The sequence below is a fragment of the Paenibacillus sp. YAF4_2 genome (assembly GCF_052113225.1).
Classification (GTDB): Bacteria; Bacillota; Bacilli; order Paenibacillales; family Paenibacillaceae; genus Pristimantibacillus.
Window position 1 is genome coordinate 335,919 of the sequence record NZ_JBFRCT010000003.1, and the last position, 25,789, is coordinate 361,707.

Below are 25,789 nucleotides of genomic sequence, written 5' to 3' on the forward strand. Positions count from 1 at the left end.
CCAATTCAAGTCCTATCGTAGCATAAATGCTAGGAAATGGCTTGTTAAAAAAAGGCAGTTTAATAGTAAGACGTTCAATTGATATTCACAATATTTTACAAATTAAAGTTGCGCTTTAGAGTAACTATGATTACTATATAGAGTAAGGAGGTGTTAAAAAATGGATGAAGAGTTACAGCTTAACGTTCCGTTATTACGTCGTCGTGTTCCCAATCTCACCTCAGCGGCACGGGCAGCTGGTCTAAGAGCAGCAACCGTTTCTAATCTTTGCACAGGGAAGATTCCTGTTGGTCGTGCAGAAGTTCGAACGTTGGTCGCTTTAGCAACATTAGCAGGCGCAAGTCTTGATGAACTCATTATTAGAGGGAGCGGGATGAGGATGATTGAAACCGGAATTAAGGCGCTGGATTTATTAGCACCGGTCGTGCGCGGCGGAACGGTTGGTTTTGTAGCGAGGCCAAATATGGGGCAGCTTGTCTTACTTGCGGAGTTTATGCATCGGCTGAACAAACGTGGATATGCCACAATTTTCTGGGATCCTGGCACGGATGCACCGGGAATTAACCATGTGAAAGAACAATCTGAATTTGTTCTCTCGTCAAGAGATGATGTGTACAAACAGATCGTAAACCTTCGTGAAGAGAAGGATATTTTGCTTGGCGTTGACCGCAGTACGGTTCTATCGGGTGAATTATTGTCTTTAAGAGAAAGCTTGAAGGAAGCAGGGGCAAGACCAATCACAGTTGCATTAGTCGATATGGCATATGAGGCTGCGGATGGATCAGCAACAGATGCATATGGCCCGCTAGATACGTTCTTGCGTTTTGATTCAGATTTAATCAGCCGCGGTATTTATCCTGCTATTGATCCTATTGTTTCTACCTCAACCATACTGGAAGGCTCTTATCTAGATGCTGTACACCTTATCATACAACAACGTGCAAGGAAGCTGCTCCGGCGTTATCGGGAATTAAGATCGCTTGTGAGTGTACATGGAATTGAGAAAATAGCGGAATCCGATGTGCAGGTATATAACCGTGGAGAAAGACTGGAATCCTATCTAGCTCAGCCGTTTTTTGTCTCCGAGCCGTATACGCAGAAGCCTGGAGAGTGGCTGCCGCTCTACGATACGCTGGAGGACGTCAAGCGAATTCTGGATGGCGAATTGGACGATACCGAAGCTTCGGAGTTGTTTTTCAAAGGACGGCTCGAGGTTAGAAGTTAATTAATAGATATAAAAGGTTGGACCCTTGGGTTCAACCTTTTTATGTGCAAGCCGGGATACGAACGTCTTAAGCCCCAGAATGTAGACATTTGGCCAAACAGCGCAATACCTGCTGCATACAAGAGAAAACAGCGCGACGAACAGTCCATTTTCCGAGACGATTAGACAAAACAGCTTCTCGCCGGATAACTGCAAGTCCCAGTCTCCAAAGGCGAATACAGTGGTTGAGTGAATCGTCTCCTTGAGGAATACGGGGAATAACAGATCCAGCTGCATAAATGTCTGCGACAGAAGTACACCAGCAATGATAGGAATTATTGCGGAGGAGGATAACAGGACCTATAATTGTGTGAATATGGCAAATCGATGGCGAGGATGTACACATATCCAAGTAATAAAGGAGTGGAACAAATGAGCGTATTCAATCCAATTTTACTATCGATACCTGAAAGCTTCGAAAGTACGAGACTTATTATTCGTGCTCCATTATATGGAGACGGCGCAGCAGTTAATGAGGCGGTTATTGAAAGCAGGGAAGAGCTGTGGCCATGGATGCCTTGGGCCAAATCAGTTCCTACTATAGAAGAGTCTGAGATTACCATACGCAAATCTCGGCTGGAGTATCTAGAGCGGACAGATTTACGCCTTCTGCTTATTCATAAAGAAACGGGACAGCTTGTTGGCAGCAGCGGCCTTCACCGGATGGATTGGCAGGCGCGTTCATTCGAGATTGGCTATTGGGCACGAACGTCTTATGCAGGACAAGGCTACATAAAGGAAGCGGTTGACGCGATTACGAGTTTCGCTATTCAAGTTCTGGGGGCGAACCGAATTCAAATTAAATGTGATTCCCGCAATCAGCAGAGCGCCAAAGTGGCTGAACGGGCAGGCTTTACGCTGGAAGGTATTCTGAGAAATGACAAATGCGCAAATGACGGCTCGCTGAGGGATACGATGATTTTTGCGAAGGTTCGGGGAGCGGAGTTTTGAATATTGAGGATATAGTTTAATGGATATATTTCCCTCTATGATTAGCGGTTTTCTCATGCTATAAATCAGATTTGAGGGGATAGGTCTAATGCTATTAAAAATGTATCTTGTTTTTACAATAATCTGCCTTCTATACTTCAGAATCAGAAAGGTTAAGACAGCTGAACAAGCCTTGATGAGAGCGCTAACCTGGGTTAAGCTGTATCGGAAAGATAAGGCGCTCGCGTATCTCATTAAATCAGTAGATCTAATGAAAGATGATAAGGAAAAAGCCAGCTTGTTTAAAATGATTGGCATGAGATATTACCGAAAGAAAGAGTATAGCAAGGCGGTACATTATTTTAATCAATCATTCGAAATCGCATTGCTGTTAAAATTCTATTATAATTCGGAACTGCATCATGTTCTTATGGCTTATTTGCATCTTAATCAAAAAGATCGGGCAAAAGAGCTATACTACAATTTTCTCGAACGATGTACTTATGATAAGAAGTTCAATAAATTGAAGAAGCTCGAGGGTTATTTTTAAAACTAACCAACAAAGCACATAAACACAGCGGTGGACATAGTCCATCCGAAGCAGCCGAGAGGCTGCTTTTTCCATTAGCAGTCAATAAATGCGTCCAATGGCCTAGAAACAAAATGATATAATACCTCTAGTATATTCGACTCTAGAGAGGATTGAATGCCATCTATGAAAGGCTCGTTAAGGAAAATATTCTATCTGTCATTATGCAGCACCCTGTTGTTATCAAGTGGTTTTACCGTACATAGTAAGACCGCCTCAGCGGCTGCGACAACCGTGCAATTTACTGCAGATGACCCTGTACGATGGGCAGATGGAATAGCCGAAGATGGTGACGGCGGTTCAGTGAATCTGCCAGGCATTGATTTGGAAATCTATAATATTAGCAATGTGAATGGGACACCGATGTCAGAGGCATTGATTTATGGCAGTTCCCAATCCTTTTATGCATTATCTAGTTTCGATGAGGCCCTCTCAATTGGGGATGGGTGGAAAGGGATGGAGATCCGTGAGAAAAGCGGAAATTCATTCGATATTAATGGCTTTTTCTATACGAACTATGGTGAAACAGATGAAGAAAATCCATTAGACCTAACGGTAGATGGCTACAATGACGATACACTTGTCGCCTCATCTACCTTTAAAGCAGAAGACATGGTTGATTATTTCCTGTCCAAGCAAGTAATGCTTGATTCCAGCTTCGACAATGTAGATGAAGTACGCATCTATTCGTCTCATAACAGCTGGCATGGTATTAATCAAATTCAATTAAATGTTCCAACGGCAGCTGCGCCTGCTGCCACGCCTGCTAGTAATACGACGGTTAATCGGAATGACAGTGTGACACTGACATCTGCGACGCCTGGTGCGACCATTTATTACACAACCAATGGTTCTCAGCCGACAACAAGCAGTAATAGCGGTGGAAGCGGGACGAGCAGTGCAGCTGTTGGCATTACTGGTACTCCCGGCTCGACTGTAACGGTAAGAGCGATTGCGGTCAAAGCAGGGATGGCAGATAGCGCAGAGGCGATGTTTATTTATCCAGTTCTCAATCATGTCCCAACAGCAACGAATGCAACGTTCTCTACCCCAGTAAATACGGCATTTAATGGAGCGGTAAGCGGAGCGGACGAAGATACAGGTACGACACTGACATACGGATTAGTTACAGGACCTGCTAATGGCACACTCATCCTTTACTCAGATGGAAGATTTACCTATACACCTACCTCTAATTTTACCGGTACAAATAGTTTTAATTTTATCGCAAATGACGGTATCGCTAATTCAGCTGCAGCAACCGTTACGATTAATGTAATGCCTCCCAATCAAGCGCCTACGGCAACTCCAGCAAGTGAAACGATAAATGAAGATGCCCTATTAAACGGCAGAGTTAATGGTTCGGATCCAGACGGAGATTCCTTAACATTTGAAGCAGCAACAGGTCCTGCGCATGGTTCGATTGAGTTTAATACGAATGGGACTTACACCTACTCCCCTGAACCGAATTATTATGGAAATGACAGCTTCACCTTCAAGGCCAATGATGGTAAGTCGTTATCTGCTGCTGCTACTGTTTCTATTACGGTGAACGCAGTAAATGATGTGCCATGGGGTCTTCCTCAAGTTTTTTCCACCTTTGAAAATATTACTTTGTATGAAACGCTTAAAGGGTTTGATCTGGATACGGGAACGATATTAACTTATGCGAGGGTAGCAGCCCCCGTCCATGGTTTGCTTTCTATTAATAGCATGACAGGAGATTACTCTTATATACCTAATCCTGGATACAGCGGTACGGACAGCTTCTCGTATGTTGTAAATGACGGAATCGTCGACTCTCCACCTGCCGTTATTACGATTACGGTCAATGCCGTAAATGATGCTCCTGCAGCCAATACAGCAAGCGTGTCTCTTGATGAGGACACGGTATGGAACGGTACATTAAGCGGTACAGATCAGGATGAAGATGCTTTAACGTTTATTAAGACATCAGATCCTGATCATGGTACGGTGACGATTGATTCGGCGACAGGAGCGTATACCTATACACCTGAAGCGAACTATAACGGTCCGGATAGCTTCACCTTCAAGGTAAGCGACGCTTCATTATCATCAGCACCAGCTGCAGTAGGAATAACGGTAAATCCGGTGAATGATACGCCTGTTGCCTTATCTGACACGGTGACGACTGATGAAGATACAGCATATACGGGAACCTTAACGGTTACGGATCCCGATGCTGGTGAGGTATTTGCCTTTAGCAAAGGTTCCGAGCCGTCCCACGGTACACTAAGTCTTAATACTGCAACAGGTGAATACACCTATACACCTGAGTCAAACTATAACGGTTCAGACAGCTTCACTTATACGGTCAGTGATACAGCAAGCACATCTGTGGCTGCAACGGTTATGATTACGGTCGCTCCGGTAAACGATGTGCCAATAGCAACCGCAGCAAGCGTAACAACAAAGAAGGGTACAGCAGTAACGGGAACGTTAAGCGGTACAGATGTGGATACAGGAACAACGCTGAATTTTGCCAAAGTAACAGATCCTGTCCATGGCACGGTAACGATAGATGCTGCGACAGGAGCTTACACGTATACGCCAGCTGYTGGTTATACCGGTACGGACAGCTTTACCTTCACGGTGAGTGACGGTATGCTGACGTCAACAGCTGCTGCATTTAGTCTTACAATCGAATCGTTACCTGTGAGCGGCGGAGGAAACTCTTCTTCTTCTGGATTTATGATTTATATTAACGGCGTAGCCGTATCAGCTGGAACAGCAACACAAACCGTCGTGAATGGCCAGAAAGTAACGACAGTTGCGATGGATCAGAAGCTGATTGAAGCGAAGCTGGAAGCAGAGGGCAAGCATGCAGTCATTACGATTGTAGGAGATCTGAAGTCGGATATCTTTATTGCAGAACTGAATGGCGAGATACTAAGCCTAATGGAAGAGCAGCAAGCAACCTTTGAGGTGAAGACGAGTGCTGTAACCTATACGATTCCTGCTGAGCAGATTAACATCGACGCAATCGCTAAGCAGTTAGGCGTATCGACAGATGAGCTCAAAGGGATCGGGGTTCAGCTAGAAGTTGGAGCACCAACGGCAGACATGCTTCAGATTGTGGAGGACGCTTCAAAAGCCGGCCATTTCGAAGTGGTTGTTCCGCCGGTAACGTTCCAAGTGACAGCGCATTATGGTAATGCTAAAGTCGAAGTAAATAAATTCAGAGCTTATGTAGAAAGAACGATTGCTATCCCTAATACGGTGGATTCAAATCATATAACAACAGGTATCGTTATTGAACCAGATGGTACAGTCCGTCATGTGCCAACGAAGGTGGTACAAATTGGCGGCAAGTACTACGCGATAGTGAACAGCTTGACGAATAGCACCTATGCGCTGATCTCGTATTCAACAACATTTACAGACATGTCAAACCACTGGGCTGAAAAAGCAGTAAACGACATGGGCTCACGTTTTATCATTAATGGAATTGGTAATGACTTGTTTAATCCGGATAAAGACATTACGCGGGCGGAATTTGTAGCTATTGTTGTCCGTGCACTAGGCCTTCAATTGGTTGAAGGTGATTCTATTTATTCGGATGTCTCAGCTAAGGACTGGTATAGCCGTGCTGTATCTACGGCTGTTTCATACCAGCTCATTAATGGCTTCGAAGACGGTACCTTCCGTCCATTAGATAAAGTGACTCGTGAACAAGCCATGACGATTATAGCAAAAGCGATGAAGCTTACGGTTCTTCAATCCGGTACAGCTGGTAAGAAAGCAGATGAATTACTTCGTCCATTCACAGATGTGAAAGAGGTATCCAGCTGGGCCATTCAAGGCGCTGCAGAATGCCTGGAGTCAGGCATTATCACAGGCAGACAAGCAGCAATACTCGCACCTAAAGCAAACATGACTAGAGCCGAGGTTGCTACAATTATTCAACGACTTCTTGAAAAGTCAGAACTTATTTAATACAAGACAGCGGCAGTCCAGGACGTCAAGTCCTGAACTGCCGCTGTTTTTATTTTGCAGGGGGAATACTTTGCGGGTTGTTAAATACATTCTGCGGATCATACTTCGCTTTTACCCTGCGCAGTCTAGGATAGTTCTTCCCATAGTAGACCGGACCGGAGCATTTGATGCCCTGGTCAGGCACATTGATATACGATCCTACGATATAAGGCTGCAGCTTCTTGCGTGTATTGCGAGCTAAGGCGATATTTCTCGCAGCATGAGATGGTTTAACCCATGAGCTGTTCCATTCCACATAGAACTTCGCATTACGCCAATAGAATGCGGTAGCTCTAGGGGCAAGTTTGCTTACAGCTCCACCCCAGTTGAGGAAGTAGAACCCGGCTGGAGTTCCTTCTTCAGCCTTCTCCAAGAACTTACGCATAGGTTTAAAGGCCTTATCAGGGAATGGATGATATCCAAAACCGCTTGAGAATTGGTTGCTGTACTTTTGAGTAAGTACAGGGTCAGGAGCAAGTAGGAACTTAGTAGCTTCAAGATAAGGGAGATGCTTGATTGTACTCGTAGGTGTTCCAACGCTTAAAATAGGCTGCAAAAAGCGAAGGGCATCGGTTTTAGATCCCAGGAACAGCCCAAGCATGCTTACATTGCCGCCTTTTTTTGGACCGACGGTTAACTCGCTGCCAAGTTTGGTGCTGGTGCCAGGAGCCCACCTTTGCCATTTCTTGACGACTGCTTCGAACTGGTTCCATGGCCAGGTAACGCTGAATACGGTAGCCTTGGCTGGAGCACGCAGCACTTTGAATTTATATTTGGTATATACGCCAAAGTTGCCGCCGCCTCCCCCGCGGGTAGCCCATAGTAGATCGGAGTTGCGTTTTTTGCTCGCGCGAATCACTCGGCCCTTCGCATCAACCATTTCCACCGCAATAAGATTATCGCAGATTAGACCAGTCGTCCGTTGCAGCGGACCGATGCCCCCGCCAGTTGTGATGCCGCCGATCCCAACAGACGGACTGTCGCCAAAGGGAGCTATAAACCCTTGCCGCGCAAGCGTATCAACGATTCTGCCTACTCGATTGCCTGATTCTACCACTGCGGTTCTGCATTTTTTATTCAACGTAATTTTCTTCATTTCGCTGACATCGATGACGATGCCTCCGTTAACCTGTGAAAGATTAGTCTCCAGAGCATGTCTTCCGCTTCTTGGCCGGATAGGAACATTATTCTTGCGAGCCCATTTGATGGCGTTTGCTACGTCTTGTGTTCTTTGGGCAAAAACAAATACTTTTGGGAATCTGTCTGTATGAGGATCCCAGTTTTTACGAGCTGCATTATAACCTGGATCTCCTTTAAAAATCACTCGCCCGGTAAGCCCCGTCTTTGATTTCACGTGTCCATCTCCCTATAAGTAAATGACAATAATTTGAGATTAGGCAGGTACCGTATAGCGTATGAGGGAGATTAGCGGATGGTATAGGCAAAAGTAACGAAGATGTTTAAAAAATCATTCTAATACATGGACACCCTCCGGTATCCTAATGAAAGTAGTTCGTTACAATCATACTCACATGAAGAAAAATATGGTAACATACTCGGATAATCATAGATAAGATAGGAGTAATTATGACTTTTCGCACACGTATCCTTTCTGCAGCAGGCGGACTATTTTTTCTGACCATTCTGGTCTCATCACTCGCCAATACAATGAGTATCTATGCATCCGTATGGAAGATGCTGACTGCACTTGCTGTAACCTTTATTGTTGTTATATTCGTAATCTATTGGGCAACCCAACGGTTGAGCGGGAAAATGTTCCTGATTGTTTTTCTAACGCTTGGATTGGCCTGCAGGGTGGGCTGGATCTTATGGAATCCGGCATTACCTGAGTCGGATTTTCTTTTCATGTACAATGCAGCTCAAGAGGCGGCTTCGGGGAATTTTGCCTATAGCGATTCGCCTTACTATATCAGCTTTCCTTACCAGCATGGGTTTACGATGTATGAGGCTGCTGTTATTCGACTGTTTGGTAATCATCTAATTGTGTTAAAGCTGTTCAATGTCTTGTTCAGCATTGGGACGGCAGTCATTCTCTATTTTTCAGCTAAAAAGGTGTTTAATAACGAGAATTACGGTAGAATTACTGCACTTATCTATCTTTTTTATATTCCAAATATCATCATGTGCTCGGTATTAACGAACCAGCATATATCGGTGTTTCTGTTTTTGCTGGGATGTCTCTTGCTGCTGAAAGGCAAGGACTCGTTCATCTATTGGCTGCTTGCAGGGTTAGCAATCGGACTTGGGAATCTCATGCGTCCAATAGGAATTGTCTACTTGGCAGGGGCTGCCTTATTTGTTTTGCCGATGTTATGGCAGCTATGGCGTGGTTCCGCTAAGAGGCAGGCAGGTGTGATGGCGGGCAAGCTTGCTGGTGTGATTATTGTCTATTATTTGGTGCAATTGCTTGCTAGTGCATCACTGATCTCCTCCGGTGTCACCCAGCATTCCTTATTTGAGGGAGAGAAATATTGGAAGTTCATGGTTGGTTTAAATGCTGAAACGAACGGCAGTTGGAATAAAGATGATGCGAATTATGTAAACCAGTATCCATATGGGGAAGAGCGCTATCAAGCGGAACTTATTAAGATAAAAGAGCGTCTGGAAGATAAGTCAGAAGTCGCGGCACTCCTTGGCAGAAAGCTTTCCATCATGTGGGGTTCTTCGGATTCAGCCGCCTATTGGAGCTTGCGGGGATTGGACAACTGGGAGTTGGAACAAAAACTGCAACGATGGGAAGGCCCAATGTATGTGTTAATGTGCGCGTCTGGCGTGATCAGTATGATTGCTTTATGGCGGTCAGGCAAGGGGGAGAAAGCGCTGTTGTATTTGGGGTTACTGCTTCTCTACATAGGCGCACATTTGTTAGTGGAAAATCAACCACGGTATCGGCTGGATTTGATACCGGTGCTCATTTTGTTGCAAAGTTATGGGGCTTATCAGGTATTCAGCTGGTTAAGAACATTTCTGCCTTCTAGTGCTGGTCGTCGGAGAGAAAGAGAAATTGGGATGTAGATTTGAAACAAAGGAGGAATACTTCCTGTGATAAAGCCTATTAGAGTTGTTGTAGCTTGTTGTTTGATTGCTACAGTAATGCTGCTTGTTTTACAACGACACGAATATCAAGCATCTGCACCTGCTGTCGCTATAGCGACGGATTCAACAGATAAGCCTTCTGCATCGGAAAACGACGTACAATGGGTCTATATGTCATGGCCGATTCCTTCTGTATATGTAAGTGATCCCCTTATTGGATCAAGAGATCAGGACCGTATTGTTCAGCTTTTGAACTGGTTAGATGAAGCAAAGCCAATCGACGGGCAAGGATTAACTTCACCGATGATGGGACGAAGTATGGCTGTTAATGTAGAGTATACGAATCATGACATCCTGCAAATCCGGCCAGCGTGGCATTGTACAAGCAAGAGTGATGAGAAAGGCAATACAGAAACTTCATGTACACCGGTAGATCATATGATTTGGGTCTCTGATCCCGATAAAGGTGACTATTTCGCCGAATCAGAGAAACTCTTTGACTTTGTAAAAGAAGGGTATCTAGAGTGGCTCCCCAATGTGAAGCCTTATGAAGTACCTGCTGAATTGAAGCAAGGTGATGAATTTACGATTGTTGGGCATGGCGCACGAGTTGATGAGGTGGAGATATCACTATCTCAAGGGGATCAGATTATTTTGAAGCAGAATGTAGTGGTAAATGAAGGTGAATGGCAAGCGACAGGGAAGATTCCTGAAGACTTGCCTGTGGGTGATTATGATTGGAGAATTAATAATGGTGAGACTAGGTACGGTGTGGGTGTTCATGTTTTAAATAAATAAATTGTTTTGAAGAGGCTTCTTTCTACTTAATATTAAGGTACAGTGTCTTATAGGAGTATGGAGGGGAGATGAAAAACATGGAGTACAACCGCGGGATTCAACCATAACAGGTGGTTGTTTAGGACAGCCACCATTTCATTTGATGAGGGTGTAAATATGACAAAAAACAAATATGAAATCATTGAGCGTTTCCCTACTGTACTCGAACACAAGACATTATGGGAAGCTGTCGGGTGGGGAAACATTAATATAGAAATGTCTAAGCAATCAATTGAGAATTCTCTCTACGGCGTCGTTGTCGTATGCAAAGAAGAGGTTGTCGGCATGGGACGGATTGTTGGCGACGGGGCAATGTACTTCTATATCCAGGACGTAGCGATTTCGCCTGAGCATCAGAAGAATGGTCTAGGAAAGCTCATTGTAGAACGTTTACTGGATTATATAAAGGAACGCAGCCATAAGGATGGGCTTGCCTTTGTTGGATTATTTGCTTCTCATGGCAATGATAAGTTTTATGAGCAGTTTGGATTCAAGGATCATTCCCCGGGGATGACGGGGATGTTTACGGTGTTTGAATAGCTATGTAAATGAAAGATGGCTCTTAAAGGGTCATCTTTTTGTATAATATACAAATAAAGGATATGGCTTACTTCAATCTTCGGAGGTAGAATGGACTATTTCAATGAAGAGGTAGAGACAGAAATACGAAGAACAAAGAAAAAAGTATTAATATTTTTTGTTTCAATTGCCGTTCTTATTATTGGTGTGATTGGATACGGTGTTAATTTGGCCTTTTTCCAAAAGGATAGACTTCCAACAGGAAAGTTCATCACACAATCCGGTTCTCCAGATGGCCGGTATACGATTAAAGCCTATGTAACGAACGGTGGAGCTACAACAGATTTTGCCGTAAGAGCCGAATTGATTACAAACACAAGTTCCAAGCGAGCGAAAAATATCTACTGGAACTACCATGAACAAAATGCAAACATTAAGTGGATAGATGATGACACGGTTGAAATTAATAGACATGTCTTGAATTTACCACATGACAAATTTGATTTTAGAAATCAATAGTTTATTTTAATAGATAGGAAGCAGGGGGACAAATAGAATCCCAAATGTAATAAAAGAAGAGAAGGATGGTAGGATGACATCTTCTATATTATATAATGGAGAATTAATCGATGGTAATAAGATTAAATTGATCAAATTTAATTATGGGCAATCATTCAAAAAATGATTTTATAGCGAAGTAATAAATAGGAGCTCATGCAACACTTGCGGGAACCGCCGTAGACGATACTTCAAAACCAAAAAACCGGCCGTCCCCCTGAACGACCGGTTTCCTTTTACCCCACAACGCCTTCCCGTTTGCGGAAGAACGACTTGAGGGCGTTGTACACTTCGCCTTTTTCGCGAATGACGTAGTACATGAAATGGTTCATATTAATATGCTTGTATGCGGACATGAGGGTACTGGAACGGTTGTACTGGTTTACTTCGCCGTAGCCGAACAGGTTGGAGCGCTTGAGCAACTCGCCGATCAGCTTGACGCAGCGTTCGTTGTCGCTGGTCAGATTGTCGCCGTCGGAGAAATGGAATGGGTAGATGTTGTACATACTTGGCGAGAAACGACTATCGATAATCTCGAGCGCTTTGATGTAGGCGGATGAGCAGATCGTGCCGCCGCTTTCGCCGCGGGTGAAGAATTCTTCCTCGGTGACTTCCTTCGCTTCGGTATGATGGGCGATGAATACGATTTCGACCTTTTCGTATTGATGCCGCAGGAAGCGGGTCATCCAGAAGAAGAAGGAACGAGCTACATACTTCTCGAAGGAGCCCATGGATCCCGACGTATCCATCATCGCGAGGATAACGGCATTCGACTGAGGACGGACGATTTCTTCCCAAGTTTTGTAGCGCAGGTCATCCGGCGAGATACCGTGGATACCTGGCGTGCCGGATGTGGCGTTACGCCGCAGGTTTTCCATGATTGTCCGTTTCTTGTCGATGTTCGACATGATGCCTTTTTTCCGGATATCGTTGAACCGTATTTCCTTGGTCTCAAGCTGGTCCTTATCCTTCTGGCGAAGGAACGGCAGCTCCAGCTCTTCGAACAGCATCGTTTCGAGCTCCGCTAAACTAATCTCAGCTTCGATAACATCCTCGCCGGGCTGATCGCCTGCGCCCTCGCCTTTCCCCGGACCTTTGGCCGCCTGCGGATCAACGCCTAATACGTCACCGACTTGGCTGTCGCCGTCTCCTTGACCTACATGTTTATTTTTATTGTAGTTATACACAAATCGGAATTCGTCAAGGCTCCGAATCGGCACTTTGATTACTTGCTTGCCGTCAGACATGACAATGCTTTCTTCGGACACGAGGTCAGGTAAGTTTTGCTTAATAGCTTCCCGGACCTTTTGTTGGTGCCTGGCTTGATCCTGGTAGCCTTTGCGATGCAGCGACCAATCCTCCTGAGATACAACAAATAGTCTTTTATCTTCTGCTGAACCCATTTCGGAGCACCTCCTTGCACAGTTTTTTTGGGTTTGTTATTCAATATATTCAAGTCCTCCCCGGATATGTGAAGCAAAAGTTGCCCGATTCTAGCAAACTTCCAAATAATCCGCCAAAATCTAACATGGACATCCTGTTTATAATGGAGAGAAATCGGCTCGCTTTATCGGTTATAATGTACTTTACATATGTAAGTGCAGTGCTTACGAAGCAAGCATTGTCACAAAAAGCATGTAACAATGCTTTTAGGAGGTAATAAATATGTCAAATTACTGCAAGCTGCTGATCGTCGATGACGAAGCCTTAATCCGGCAAGGGATCAAGCACTACATGAATTGGGAACAGGAAGGCTTCCATATCGTTGGCGAAGCTTCGAATGGCAAAGAAGCGCTTGAGCTTATCGCAGAGCTGCAGCCGCATATTGTGCTGACGGATCTTGTTATGCCAATCATGGACGGCGAAGAGCTGACCCGGCAAATTAAGCTGCAATACCCGGATATTGAGGTTATTGTCCTTAGCAGCTTTGGAGATTTCGATTACGTACGTTCTACCTTTCAAAGCGGCGTACGAGACTATATATTAAAACCCAAGCTCGACACCGGTCATTTGCTGAGTGTATTAAAGTCGGCAGCCGAGAAGATTCCTTCTTTACAAGGGGATGTGCAGGTTGTTGATCAAGGGCCATCCATCGACTCCATTTTAGACAAGCTGTTGTCCGGTTACGAGATTGATGATCAAGAGGCCAAAGATGAACTTGCTGGCGAGTTTCCTCATAGTGCCTTCTGCCTGCTTGGTATTGACCTTCGAGGGCGGACCATGACTAAAGAGCAGGTGAATGCGATCCGGCTTACGATGCAGGAAGAGTTGGACAAGCAGGCTCAATATGCCGAACAGCTGGTGTACCGTGTTCTGAAGGCAGAAGCGCCGATGATTATGCTGCTCCTCAATTTGGACTATACGATGCTGAGCCTGCTGCCCTACTGGGCGAGAACGATGGCAAGCTCGATTGATCAATTGAAGCTGGATACGGCAGTCGTAGTCAGCGAGCCTTTCTCAGCTATTACTGGACTAGAGCAAGCGTACAAGACTAATCTGCTGAAAATGATGGACTACGCTTTTTATTTTCCGGACAAGCATCTGCTATTGTTTAATGAGTTTCCTGAATCCACGCAAGCAGCTGAGCCCTTTAACTTGAATAATTTCACGGAATCGTTCAAGCGGGAACGTTTTGACACCGCCTTTGACTATTTGCGTGATCATCTGGACGTATTTAAGACCAACTACACGACGGATGTATTCGAATATAAGTCGTTCTTAAGTAATGTCATCTTTAATATCACCGTGCTGCTGGGTAATATGAACTACAGCACACAACAACTCGAGACGAAGAAATACTACTATTTCAAAGCGATCGAAGAGTCCCGCAATGCAGGTGCTGCAGCGGAGCTGCTTAATGAATTTATCGAAGAGGCTAAACTGTGTATCGCCGAGAAAACCGAACAATCCGGCAATGCCAATATGAAGCGTCTGCTCGATTATATTCATGAACATTACGCGGAATCGCTTAATTTAACAGAGATGGCAAAACATTTTCATTTTAACCCTTCCTACTTGTCGAGCTACTTCTCTACTCATCATAATGAAGGCTTTGTAGATTATTTGCATCGGGTGAGATTAGAGAAGGCGTCTGAACTGCTGCGCGGTGGTGAAGCCTTAATTTCGGAGATTAGCGGGATGGTAGGTTATTCGGATCATAGTTATTTCTGTAAAGTATTCAAAAAGCATACCGGCTTATCGCCTAGCCGCTACCGGCAACAAAACATGAGATGAGTGAGTGAGAGCTGTGAGGAATGTACTAGATCGGTTGAAATATAACGGGTTATTCGTCAAGATGTTCATTATTATGGTCGTCAGCATTGTGGCGGTTTCCATTACAACGACATGGATGACGATTAATATTTCCGGGCGCGTCTTTATGGAGACGTTCAGTATTACGAATTCAAAGATTACAACACAAATAAGAAGCGGCATGGATTCGTTTAATTATTCCATCGTCCTTACCTCGAACAAAATCGCGCAAAGCGGTGTAATCAAACAGTTTCTTACCGAGGGGAGCGGCGATTCCAGCTCGATGGCGTCTAGTTATTTTCAAATGGGGCAGCAAATGAATCGGATCCGTTCGAGTGTCGATGCCTACGATATTGGGATTACGGTAACCGGCGTGAATGGCCGGAGATATTCGACGGACCGTTCTTATTGGCCGGTTCCTGACGATGCGCTGGGTAACCATCCGATTACGAAGCGTGCTCTAGCTGAGCCGCGTAAGCTGATGTATTCCTATGATGATGCGGAGACATCAGGTATTCCCGGCATTGATCCTACCATAATAGCCTCCAAGGCACTCGTGGACCGAAGCGGAGTTGTTTATGGGATGATGTATTTTGCCGTGCGTGAACCTTATTTTGCTCGATTCTATGACAGCAATACGAGTCTGGGGAATGACGTCGCTATTCTCGATAAGCGGGGAACGATTGTGTCTTCTAATCGAAATGATTGGCTGGGCCAACGTTCGCCGGAACTTCTCCATGACGCGGAGGCGATTGAGGAGAACAATCTGGATTACAAGAACGCTAATATTATGGGCAAGGATCATCTTCTCTTGTCGGAACAGATTGTTGGATTAGATTTGTACATGGTGAATGTGATTGATAAAAAAGAAGTGCTTGGCCAATTGACCGACACGAAGCAAATTGCCCTTGTTGTAATGGCAATTGTTATTGTTGCGGTCATTATTGTTTTCCTCATCTCCAGAAGAATGACCAAATCGCTCACAAGACTTGTGAAGCAGATTTCAACGATCTCGAAATACGAATTTGACCGCCATGTAAAGGTGGATGGCAGTTATGAGACGAGGCAGCTTGGCCTTGCTTTCAACGCGATGATGGATGAGCTGAATGATTATGTTGGCAAGCTCGTCGAGACGCAGAAGCAGCAGCGTAATGCGGAGCTGGAAGCCCTCCAGCAGCAGATTAATCCCCATTTTCTATATAATACGCTTGCTTCAGTTAAATTCATGGTGCAGCAAGGGAATAAAGAGAAGGCGGCAGAAACGATTAACGCCCTCATTTCTCTTCTTCAGAATGCCATCGGCAATGTGAGCGAAATGATTACCGTCCAGCAGGAGCTGGATAATATGAAGAACTACGTATTCATTAATCAAGTTCGTTATGGAGAGCGGATCAGGGTGAGCTATTTCATTGCGCCGGATTGCCTGGACTATCGAATTCCGAAGCTGATGATTCAGCCTTTTATCGAGAACGCGTTCTTCCATGCCTTTAATGAGAAATCAGAAGGCTATATTTACATTATGGTTGCTCAAGAGGGCTCGTCGCTTGTCTGTGAGGTTGTCGATAATGGTGACGGTATGAATATTAATGGTGGCATTCCGAAGCAGGTAAGCAAGCGTCAGTTGTTCAGCGGAATTGGTGTCCGCAATGTAAACGATCGTATTAAATTGTTATTTGGGGAAGAATACGGCTTAACGATTACAAGTGAAATTCGGGAAGGTACTCGTGTAAAAATCAGGATTCCGCTGTTGAAACCTAATAATGGTCCTAATTTCTAAAGATTGTCCTAGTACGAATAGACCACTTCTGGGCAACTCATAATAATATGACAATTCGTTGTAAAGATCGTTCTAACGAGGGGAATAGGGGTAGTGCTATCATTAAACTCGTAAGACAGAAAACGCTTACAACAAACATACAGATACGGAGGTCTTGAAGTGAAAAAACTTATCACAGTTCTTGCTCTTGGCGCAGTAACCGCAGCATCTTTGTCGGCTTGTGGTTCCAACTCGAACAACAACACAAACGACTCTGCAAACAGCGGCGGAGACAAAGCAAGCAAAATTACCGTTTGGGCATGGGATCCTAACTTTAACATTAAAGCAATGAACCTTGCGAAAGATGCTTATGCGACTACTAACCCTGACTTAACGGTTGATGTTGTAGAAAACGCTCAGAACGATATCGTTCAAAAGCTGAATACAGGCATGAGCTCCGGTACAACTAAAGGTCTGCCGAACATCGTACTTATCGAAGACTACCGTGCACAAAGCTTCCTACAAGCTTACCCAGACATGTTCTATGATCTGAGCAGCGTTATTACACCAACTGACTTTGCTGATTACAAGCTTGGACCTACAAGCGTTGACGGCAAATACTACGGCGTTCCGTTCGACTCCGGTGTTACAGGTCTGTATGTAAGAACGGACTATCTGGAGAAAGCTGGTTACACAATGGATGATCTTCAAGACATCACTTGGGATCAATACATCGAGATTGGCAAGAAGGTAAAAGAAGCTACAGGTAAAGATTGGATCTCCCTTGATCCTAACGACCTTGGTATTATCCGTATGATGATTCAATCCGCTGGCTCGTGGTACATGAATGAAGACGGTAAAACGCCTAACATTGCAAACAACGCAGCTATGAAAGAAGCATTCGAAGTATACAAAAACATGATGGATGCTAATATCGTTAAGCCTAATTCTGACTGGAGTCAATATGTATCCTACTTCAATACAGGCGATGTGGCATCGGTTCCAACAGGTAACTGGTTCACGCCTTCCATCACAGCTGAGGCTTCGCAATCCGGCAAATGGGCAATTGCTCCAATTCCTAAGCTTGCAAAAACACCTAATTCCGTACATGCAACTAACCTTGGCGGCAGCTCGTGGTACGTTCTGAACGTTCCAGGTAAAGAAGCAGCAGCTGAGTTCCTGAAATCAACTTTGGCTTCCGATTCTGATCTATATCAAAAACTGGTTACAGACGTAGGTGCTATCGGTACGTACAAACCAGCTACATCTGGTGAAGCGTATACGGCTACTAACGAATTCTTCGGCGGCCAAAAAATCGTACAAGACTTTGCGAAATGGACCAATGAAATTCCTAGCGTGAACTACGGTATGAACACTTACGCAATCGAAGACATTCTGGTTGTTAAAATGCAGGATTACCTGAACGGCAAATCGATTGACGATGTATTAAAAGACGCTCAATCTCAAGCTGAAGCACAAGTAAAATAGAGAAAAAATGACCTTGGAGCACGTCTCCGCGTTCAAGCCGTTAAATGATTAGTGGCTTGCCCTGTGGGGTTGTGCTCCAATGTCGTTATATAAGATCGCTCAGGATAGGAAGGAGCTGGCTGACGCTGTGAGTAAAGTAAAAACAAATAACATGAATATTAATGCGAGATCCAGCGCGATCGGCTGGTCGTTTATTGCGATAGCTGTCATTATGATCTGCGCCTTTTATTTCTACCCAATGATTAAGGCACTGATGCTGTCGTTCCAATCCGGGACAGGCACGAACTTGCATTATGTTGGCGGAGACAACTATGCAAGACTGTTTAAAGACCAGACATTTATTGCTGCACTAAAAAATACATTTATTTTCTTGATTATTCAAGTGCCGATCATGATTGTACTTGCCATGTTTATCTCGGTATTGCTAAATGACAGCAAACTGAAATTTAAAGGATTTTTCCGTACGGCGATCTTCCTGCCGGCTGTAACATCGCTTGTTGCTTACTCGGTTATTTTCAAATATTTGTTCGGTACTGACGGCTTGATTAATGCAGTGCTTACCAAAATGCATCTGGTTGATGCACCAATTCAATGGATTACCGACCCGTTCTGGGCTAAAATTACGATTATTATCGCCATTACATGGCGTTGGACCGGATATAATATGATTTTCTATCTGTCTGCCCTGCAAAATATTGATAACTCCATTTATGAAGCAGCACGGATTGACGGCGCTTCTGCATTCCGTCAGTTCAGCCAGATTACAATTCCGCTACTTAAGCCAATTATTTTGTTTACATCGATCACTTCTACAATCGGTACGCTGCAGCTGTTCGATGAGGTTATGAACATAACGAAGGGCGGGCCTGGTAACTCGACTACAACGCTGTCCCAATATATTTATAATCTGTCGTTCAAATACACACCTGACTTTGGTTATGCGGCGACAGTATCTTATGGAGTCGTAATTCTTATCGTTATCTTCTCGATTCTTCAGTTCAAACTGGCAGGTGATAAAAATGGCTAAACGGATATTCACCTATGTATTCCTGTGCATTGCAGCCATTGTGTCGATCTTCCCATTCATTTGGATGATCATCAGTGCAACCAACAAATCGGTTGACGTTACGAAAGGCTCGTTAATGCCGGGCTCTCACTTGTGGGATAACTGGCAAAAAATTATGGACCAGGTCGATCTTGGACCAGCCATGTTGAACTCGGCGAAAATCTCGATCTCAACAACCATTCTTGCATTGCTGATTGCATCGCTTGCAGGCTATGGCTTTGAAATTTTCCGCAGCAAGGCGAAAGACATTGTCTTTAACATTTTACTGCTGTCAATGATGATTCCATTTGCCGCTCTGATGGTACCTTTGTACCGGATGTTCGGCACAATTACACAAAATATTCCCGCTATCGGGATCAATATGATGATGGCTGTTGTGCTGCCATCTGTCACAACTGCTTTCTTAATTTTCTTTTTCCGTCAAAGTACGAAGATGTTTCCGAAGGAAATGCTCGAAGCAGGTCGAATAGATGGATTAAACGAAATTGGTGTGTTCTTCCGTATTTACGTGCCAACGATGAAAACGTCGTATGCGGCAGCAGCCATTATTACGTTCATGTCCAGCTGGAATAACTATTTGTGGCCGCTTGTTGTGCTGCAATCGCCAGAGAAACGGACAATTCCGCTTCTTATCTCGAACTTGGGATCTAGCTACTCACCGGATTACGGTGTTAATATGCTTGTTATTTTGATCGCGACGCTTCCGACGGCTATTGTCTTTTTCCTGATGCAAAAGCATTTTGTTGCGGGAATGACAGGATCGGTCAAGTAAAGTGTTATATTAAATTCATGCTTACGAAGTAATGAATCATCACGAAGACCCTATTTAGGGTCTTCGTGGTGATAATTCATTTTAGCTAATGCTTACGAAGTAATGAATCATCACAATAGCCTATACAAGGCTATTTGTGGTGATAATTCATTAAGCAAATGCTTACGAAGCAATGAATCATCACAATAGCCTATACAAGGCTATTTGTGGTGATAATTCATTTTAGGGGAGGAAAACGAAGGATGAAGGCAACAAGGGCAGACATCAATTGGCTGAGCGATCCGACGGTTTACCGGGTAAACCGTTTGGATGCGCACTCCGATCATCGTTATTATCACACGATGGAGGAAGCGGAGCGCAAAGCGCCAATGGCGATGCGCCATGATTTGAACGGCAACTGGAAGTTCAGCTACGCGGTTAATGTGGCTAGCCGGATCGAAAGCTTCTATACGCCGGATTATGATTGCAAGGGCTGGGATGATATTGAGGTGCCGGGTCATATTCAGATGCAAGGCTACGGCCAATTACAATATGTAAATACAATGTACCCTTGGGACGGTCTGGACGGCGTTAGACCTCCAGCAATTCCTGTGTCGAGTAACCCGGTTGGCAGCTATGTGAAGCATTTCCGCAAGCCGGAATCGATGACAGGGCCAGTCTATATTTCGTTCCAAGGTGTAGAATCTGCCTTCTATGTGTGGCTGAACGGCGAATTTGTCGGCTATGCGGAAGACAGCTTTACACCTTCGGAGTTTGATCTGACACCATTTATGAAAGATGGCGACAACAAGCTGGCTGTCGAAGTATTTCAGCGCAGCTCGGGCGCTTGGCTCGAGGATCAGGATTTCTGGCGTTTCTCGGGGATTTTCCGTGATGTGTATTTGTACACTGTCCCGGAGATTCATGTGAGAGATTTGTTTGTTCATACCGAGTTGGATGACAGCTATTCGAACGGTCATTTGAAGGTTGATCTGGATTTGCTGCAGGCTGATGCTGCGGCTTCGGTCAAGCTTGAGCTTAAGGATGCTGACGGTACAGTTGTTGCTGCAGGAGAAGGTACGTTTGTGAACGGCAAACTGTCGCTTGCTGTTGCTGCAGGCGAAGTGAAGCTGTGGAGTGCGGAGTCACCCTATTTGTACAGCATATACTTGTCCGTATTGAATGCTCAAGGCGAGCTTGTGGAAGCAATCGTACAAAAGGCGGGCTTCCGCCGCTTTGAAATGATCAACAAAATCATGCATTTGAATGGCAAACGTATTGTGTTCAAGGGCGTTAACCGCCATGAATTCAACGTTCGCAGTGGCCGTACGATTACAGCTGAAGATATGCTGTGGGACATCAAGACAATTAAAGCGAATAATATGAATGCTGTCCGTACTTCACACTATCCGAACCAGACGCTCTGGTATGAGCTGTGTGACGAATACGGCATTTACCTCATCGATGAGATGAACCTGGAATCGCATGGCTCGTGGCAGAAGATGGGTGCAGTTGAGCCCTCTTGGAATGTACCGGGCAACCTGCCGGAATGGCAAGGTTCCGTACTGGATCGAGCAGAGTCCATGCTGGAGCGGGATAAAAACCATCCTTCGATTTTGATCTGGTCTTGCGGGAACGAATCGTATGCAGGTGAAGTCATTCTGAATGCGACGAAATACTTCCATGCGAAAGATCCAAGCCGCCTTGTTCATTATGAAGGTGTGTTCTACGATCGCAATTACGAAGCGACTAGTGATATGGAAAGCCGGATGTACGCGAAGCCGGCCGATATTATTGAGTACCTGGAGAGCAACCCGTCTAAGCCATATATCAGCTGTGAGTATATGCATGCGATGGGCAACTCCGTTGGCGGGATGCACAAATATACGGAGCTTGAGCAAAAGTACCCGATGTACCAAGGCGGCTTTATTTGGGATTACATGGATCAGTCCATTATGACCAAAGACCGCTACAGTAACGAGTTCTTCGCGTACGGCGGCGACTTTAATGACCGTCCTACCGATTATAGCTTCTGCGGCAACGGCATTGTGTTCGCAGACCGTCGTGTAACGCCTAAGATGCAGGAAGTGAAATTCCTATATCAGAATGTGAAGCTTGTTCCTTCGCGGGAGGACTTAAAAGTAGTCAACGAGAATCTGTTTGTGAATACAAATGAATGGGCATTGTCTGTACGTTTATATCGCGAAGGCGTTGAAGTCTATAGCTCGATTGGTGAAGTATCGGTTGAAGCAGGAAGCGAAACCGTTGTACCATTGTCGCTGCCTGAAGAGGCTGTGAAGCTGCCTGGCGAATATGCCGTTCATACTGCGCTTGTTCTGAAGAAGGATGAGCTGTGGGCGGAAGCAGGTCATGAAGTGGCCTTCGGCGAGCATTTGTTTGAAGTTGCAGCAGAAAATGCTGAAGTGCCAGCTGGCTCGATCAGCGTAGTTGAAGGCGATGTGAATATCGGGGTTATGGGTGATGGCTTTACGATTCAGTTCTCGAAAGGTGTCGGCTCGCTGGCATCGATTCGATACGGCAAACGTGAATTTATCGCAGCACCTCCAGTACCACAATTCTGGCGTGCAATGACTGACAACGACAAAGGTTACGCGCAGGGCTATGATGCAGGCGTATGGTTCGCGGCAAGTCTGGCGCGCAAATGTCTGAAAGTAGAACTGAATGTTGCAGAGTCAGGCGACCGGGCAACTGTTGCGTTCGAATACGGCTTCAGCATCAGCGCTGAATTACGTGTTCGTACGACCTATACCGTGTTTGCGGATGGAAGCATTCAAGTACAGACGGATTACAAAGGTGCTGCAGAACTTCCGAATGTTCCGGTTGTTGGACTGACGTTCAAGCTGTCCGCTGATTATGATCAGACGGAATGGTACGCAATGGGGCCGGAAGAGAATTACATCGACCGTGCATTTGGTGCACGTCTTGGTACGTTCAGCCGTGCGGTGAAGGATCTGCCAACTCCTTATCTGGTACCTCAGGAGACAGGCAACCGTACGGGAGTACGCCGCGTTCGCATTACGGACAGCCGTGGCTTAGGTCTGCAATTGACCGCATCGGCTTCGGCACCAGTGGAATGCAATGTCTCGCCTTACACAGCGTTTGAGCTGGAGAATGCGGCTCATCACTATGAGCTGCCACCAGTTCACTACACGGTAGTAACAGTTGCTGGACGCCAAATGGGCGTTGGCGGCGACGACAGCTGGGGCGCTCCGGTTCATCCGGAATACCTGATCCCGGCTGACCAGGATCTAAGCTTTACGTTTACGATTTCGGCGATTGATAGCTCGTCGAAATAAGGATTGTCGAGATAGAGGTTGTCCCATTTGGGACAGCCTCTATTTTTTGTGATGCCGGTTGTGTAGCTGAGCAATATTTGACAAAGGAAAAAGTTCCCTTTACAATCTAGCTAATTGAATATGCACTGGGGGCTTGATGAAGTCAGGCTGAGATTGTGACCGTATGTCACTGACCGTATCTGATCTGGGTAATGCCAGCGTAGAGAATGAATATGCCGTTAAACAGGGATATGATATTATTGTTTCTTACAATTTTATCATATGTCCTTGTTTTTCTTTCCCCCGGTGCAATCCGTCTTGCCGTAAGGTGTAGATGGAAGTTCAGCGGAGGGAGCCAAACTTTGAACAAATCAAAGACCGCGTCCATTCGGAGCGGTCTTTTTTATTTTTAGTTGGATCAAACTCCGCATAATTACAGCCATGCTGAGGAGGAATAGAATTGTCCACTAAAGAAACGAACCAAACTGCAAATGAAGTATTCCCGAACATCCATGCCTTTCCGGGCAGCAAGAAGGTGTATGTGCAAGGCTCCCGCTCTGATGTGAGTGTCCCGATGCGCGAGATCGCGCTTAGCACGACGTCAAGCCCTGCAGGAGATCAGCCTAACGAGCCTGTTAGAGTATACGACAGCAGCGGCCTGTACACGGATAAAGATTATAAAGCAGATATTCATCGAGGGCTGCCGCAGATCCGACGCCAGTGGATTCTGGAACGCGGCGACGTGGAGGATTATCAAGGCCGAGCGATTAAGCCAGAGGATAATGGGTTCAAGCACACAGATCTATCAAGCTTAACAGAAACATTCCCTAGTTCAGGCTGCTGTCCTCTTCGAGCCAAACAAGGTTCTAACGTTACGCAGCTGCACTACGCCCGGCGCGGGATCATTACCCCTGAAATGGAATACATCGCAATCCGCGAAAATGTCGAACCAGAGTTTGTGCGCAGTGAAGTAGCCCGGGGGAGAGCAATCATACCATCAAACATTAACCACCCGGAAAGCGAGCCAATGATTATCGGGCGCAATTTCTTGGTGAAGATCAATGCCAACATCGGTAATTCCGCCGTCGCCTCGTCAATTGAAGAGGAAGTGGAGAAGATGAGTTGGGCAACACGTTGGGGGGCCGACACGGTAATGGACCTATCAACGGGCAAGAACATTCATACGACGCGCGAATGGATCATACGGAACTCCCCTGTACCGATAGGGACTGTGCCGTTATACCAAGCACTGGAAAAGGTCGGCGGTAAAGCTGAGGAGCTGACTTGGGAAGTTTACCGTGACACGTTGATTGAGCAAGCTGAACAGGGAGTGGATTACTTTACGATTCATGCAGGCGTACTGCTGCGTTATATCCCACTCACGGCAAAACGCGTCACTGGAATCGTATCACGCGGCGGCTCCATTATGGCGGCTTGGTGCCTCGCCCACCATCAGGAAAACTTCTTATACACACACTTTGAAGATATTTGCGAGATTATGAAAGCCTATGACGTTGCCTTCTCGCTTGGTGACGGTCTGCGGCCTGGTTCGATCGCCGATGCGAATGACGAAGCGCAATTCGCAGAGCTCAAGACGTTGGGTGAGCTGACACAGGTCGCGTGGAAGCATGATGTACAAGTCATGATCGAAGGTCCAGGGCATGTGCCGATGCATCTTATCAAAGAAAATATGGATCGTCAGCTCGAGGTGTGCCAGGAAGCCCCCTTTTATACACTTGGCCCCCTGACTACGGATATAGCGCCTGGCTATGACCACATTACCTCGGCGATTGGTGCAGCGATGATCGGGTGGTTTGGCACGGCGATGCTGTGCTATGTTACGCCTAAGGAGCATCTCGGACTGCCGAACAAAAACGATGTGCGTGAAGGCGTTATTGCATACAAAATAGCCGCCCATGCCGCGGATCTGGCTAAAGGCCATCCCGGTGCTCAGCAGCGAGATAACGCTCTCTCCAAAGCACGCTTCGAGTTTCGTTGGCGCGATCAGTTCAATTTGTCGCTTGATCCTGAGCGGGCGTTGGAATACCACGATGAGACACTCCCGGCTGAAGGAGCCAAGACCGCTCATTTCTGCTCGATGTGTGGACCGAAATTCTGCTCGATGCGGATTACGCAGGACATACGAGCGTATGCCATGCAGCAAGGTCTGAATGAAGCTGAAGTGTTGGAGAAAGGCCTGGAGGATAAGTCCCAGGAATTTAGAAATACCGGCAGCTCGATCTACCAATAATAGTTGAAAAGCCGCATAACTGCGGCTTTTTTATATGTTAGCATTCACAAGCTCTGATCCTCTACATGTCAGGTTTCATACAAGTATAGTAACCGAAGGCTGACCTAAATGGATGGCTTTTTCTCTGCCTCTATACATAACGTCTAACGTTTCAGTCATTTTATAAAACAGTTTGTATA

17 protein-coding genes are annotated in these 25,789 nt (G+C 45.5%); 14 read left to right on the forward strand and 3 right to left on the reverse strand.

What is annotated here, in order from left to right:
• Positions 1-160 precede the first annotated feature (160 nt).
• On the forward strand, positions 161-1,225 hold the full coding sequence (locus AB4Y93_RS09075; protein ID WP_441891072.1) for an ATP synthase beta subunit C-terminal domain-containing protein: 1,065 nt from the start codon (positions 161-163) through the stop codon (positions 1,223-1,225).
• Here the strand turns inward: AB4Y93_RS09075 and AB4Y93_RS09080 are convergent, their stop codons facing one another.
• Positions 1,226-1,501 (reverse strand): hypothetical protein, encoded by a 276-nt coding sequence (locus AB4Y93_RS09080; protein WP_441891074.1) that lies wholly within the window; start codon positions 1,499-1,501, stop codon positions 1,226-1,228. It lies immediately after the preceding gene.
• A 135-nt stretch (positions 1,502-1,636) separates the two neighbouring features.
• On the opposite strand from AB4Y93_RS09080, the gene AB4Y93_RS09085 reads away from it, so the two are divergent.
• The gene (locus tag AB4Y93_RS09085) at positions 1,637-2,215 is read left to right on the forward strand and encodes a GNAT family N-acetyltransferase (RefSeq protein ID WP_441891076.1); all 579 of its coding nucleotides are present in this window, start codon (positions 1,637-1,639) and stop codon (positions 2,213-2,215) included.
• Between the two features lie 685 nt (positions 2,216-2,900).
• Positions 2,901-6,740 (forward strand): Ig-like domain-containing protein, encoded by a 3,840-nt coding sequence (locus tag AB4Y93_RS09090; protein WP_441891078.1) that lies wholly within the window; start codon positions 2,901-2,903, stop codon positions 6,738-6,740.
• A 49-nt stretch (positions 6,741-6,789) separates the two neighbouring features.
• Here the strand turns inward: AB4Y93_RS09090 and AB4Y93_RS09095 are convergent, their stop codons facing one another.
• On the reverse strand, positions 6,790-8,133 hold the full coding sequence (locus AB4Y93_RS09095) for an FAD-binding oxidoreductase (RefSeq protein ID WP_441891080.1): 1,344 nt from the start codon (positions 8,131-8,133) through the stop codon (positions 6,790-6,792).
• Positions 8,134-8,366: 233 nt separating this feature from the next.
• Here AB4Y93_RS09095 and AB4Y93_RS09100 point away from each other — a divergent pair, with 233 nt between their 5' ends.
• The 4 genes from AB4Y93_RS09100 (at position 8,367) to AB4Y93_RS09115 (ending at position 11,711) form a co-directional block, all read left to right on the forward strand.
• On the forward strand, positions 8,367-9,815 hold the full coding sequence (locus AB4Y93_RS09100) for a glycosyltransferase family 39 protein (RefSeq protein WP_441891082.1): 1,449 nt from the start codon (positions 8,367-8,369) through the stop codon (positions 9,813-9,815).
• A gap of 27 nt (positions 9,816-9,842) precedes the next feature.
• On the forward strand, positions 9,843-10,634 hold the full coding sequence (locus AB4Y93_RS09105) for a hypothetical protein (protein ID WP_441891084.1): 792 nt from the start codon (positions 9,843-9,845) through the stop codon (positions 10,632-10,634).
• Positions 10,635-10,790: 156 nt separating this feature from the next.
• Positions 10,791-11,213, forward strand: coding sequence for a GNAT family N-acetyltransferase (locus AB4Y93_RS09110; protein ID WP_441891086.1), 423 nt, complete (start codon positions 10,791-10,793; stop codon positions 11,211-11,213).
• 90 nt (positions 11,214-11,303) lie between these two features.
• Positions 11,304-11,711, forward strand: a complete 408-nt coding sequence (locus AB4Y93_RS09115) for a DUF5412 domain-containing protein (RefSeq protein ID WP_441891088.1) — start codon at positions 11,304-11,306, stop codon at positions 11,709-11,711.
• A gap of 275 nt (positions 11,712-11,986) precedes the next feature.
• Here the strand turns inward: AB4Y93_RS09115 and yhbH are convergent, their stop codons facing one another.
• Positions 11,987-13,153: a sporulation protein YhbH gene (gene yhbH, locus AB4Y93_RS09120; RefSeq protein WP_167280362.1), complete on the reverse strand. Its 1,167-nt coding sequence runs from the start codon at positions 13,151-13,153 to the stop codon at positions 11,987-11,989.
• Positions 13,154-13,415: 262 nt separating this feature from the next.
• On the opposite strand from yhbH, the gene AB4Y93_RS09125 reads away from it, so the two are divergent.
• The 7 genes from AB4Y93_RS09125 to thiC all read left to right on the forward strand — a co-directional run bounded on the left by AB4Y93_RS09125 (position 13,416) and on the right by thiC (position 25,610).
• A complete protein-coding gene (locus AB4Y93_RS09125) occupies positions 13,416-14,984 on the forward strand; it encodes a response regulator transcription factor (protein WP_441891090.1) in 1,569 nt (522 codons plus the stop codon).
• Positions 14,985-14,997: 13 nt separating this feature from the next.
• Positions 14,998-16,779 (forward strand): sensor histidine kinase, encoded by a 1,782-nt coding sequence (locus AB4Y93_RS09130; RefSeq protein WP_441891091.1) that lies wholly within the window; start codon positions 14,998-15,000, stop codon positions 16,777-16,779.
• 159 nt (positions 16,780-16,938) lie between these two features.
• Positions 16,939-18,246 carry an ABC transporter substrate-binding protein gene (locus AB4Y93_RS09135; RefSeq protein ID WP_441891093.1) on the forward strand — a complete coding sequence of 436 codons (1,308 nt, stop codon included), beginning with the start codon at positions 16,939-16,941 and terminating at the stop codon, positions 18,244-18,246.
• 151 nt (positions 18,247-18,397) lie between these two features.
• Positions 18,398-19,273, forward strand: coding sequence for a carbohydrate ABC transporter permease (locus AB4Y93_RS09140; protein ID WP_441891615.1), 876 nt, complete (start codon positions 18,398-18,400; stop codon positions 19,271-19,273).
• Complete coding sequence (locus tag AB4Y93_RS09145) at positions 19,266-20,084, forward strand: carbohydrate ABC transporter permease (RefSeq protein ID WP_441891094.1); 819 nt, start codon at positions 19,266-19,268, stop codon at positions 20,082-20,084. Before AB4Y93_RS09140 ends, AB4Y93_RS09145 begins: the two co-directional genes overlap by 8 nt.
• 242 nt (positions 20,085-20,326) lie before the next feature.
• On the forward strand, positions 20,327-23,380 hold the full coding sequence (locus tag AB4Y93_RS09150) for a glycoside hydrolase family 2 TIM barrel-domain containing protein (RefSeq protein WP_441891096.1): 3,054 nt from the start codon (positions 20,327-20,329) through the stop codon (positions 23,378-23,380).
• A gap of 439 nt (positions 23,381-23,819) precedes the next feature.
• A complete protein-coding gene (thiC, locus tag AB4Y93_RS09155) occupies positions 23,820-25,610 on the forward strand; it encodes a phosphomethylpyrimidine synthase ThiC (protein WP_441891098.1) in 1,791 nt (596 codons plus the stop codon).
• Positions 25,611-25,789 lie beyond the last annotated feature (179 nt).

Coding starts and splice junctions, on each gene's coding strand:
- AB4Y93_RS09075 (WP_441891072.1), top strand. CDS start 161: ATGGATGAAGAGTTACAGCTTAACGTTCCGTTATTACGTCGTCGTGTT.
- AB4Y93_RS09080 (WP_441891074.1), bottom strand. CDS start 1,501: ATGCAGCTGGATCTGTTATTCCCCGTATTCCTCAAGGAGACGATTCAC.
- AB4Y93_RS09085 (WP_441891076.1), top strand. CDS start 1,637: ATGAGCGTATTCAATCCAATTTTACTATCGATACCTGAAAGCTTCGAA.
- AB4Y93_RS09100 (WP_441891082.1), top strand. CDS start 8,367: ATGACTTTTCGCACACGTATCCTTTCTGCAGCAGGCGGACTATTTTTT.
- AB4Y93_RS09110 (WP_441891086.1), top strand. CDS start 10,791: ATGACAAAAAACAAATATGAAATCATTGAGCGTTTCCCTACTGTACTC.
- AB4Y93_RS09115 (WP_441891088.1), top strand. CDS start 11,304: ATGGACTATTTCAATGAAGAGGTAGAGACAGAAATACGAAGAACAAAG.
- yhbH (WP_167280362.1), bottom strand. CDS start 13,153: ATGGGTTCAGCAGAAGATAAAAGACTATTTGTTGTATCTCAGGAGGAT.
- AB4Y93_RS09125 (WP_441891090.1), top strand. CDS start 13,416: ATGTCAAATTACTGCAAGCTGCTGATCGTCGATGACGAAGCCTTAATC.
- AB4Y93_RS09140 (WP_441891615.1), top strand. CDS start 18,398: ATGAATATTAATGCGAGATCCAGCGCGATCGGCTGGTCGTTTATTGCG.
- AB4Y93_RS09145 (WP_441891094.1), top strand. CDS start 19,266: ATGGCTAAACGGATATTCACCTATGTATTCCTGTGCATTGCAGCCATT.
- AB4Y93_RS09150 (WP_441891096.1), top strand. CDS start 20,327: ATGAAGGCAACAAGGGCAGACATCAATTGGCTGAGCGATCCGACGGTT.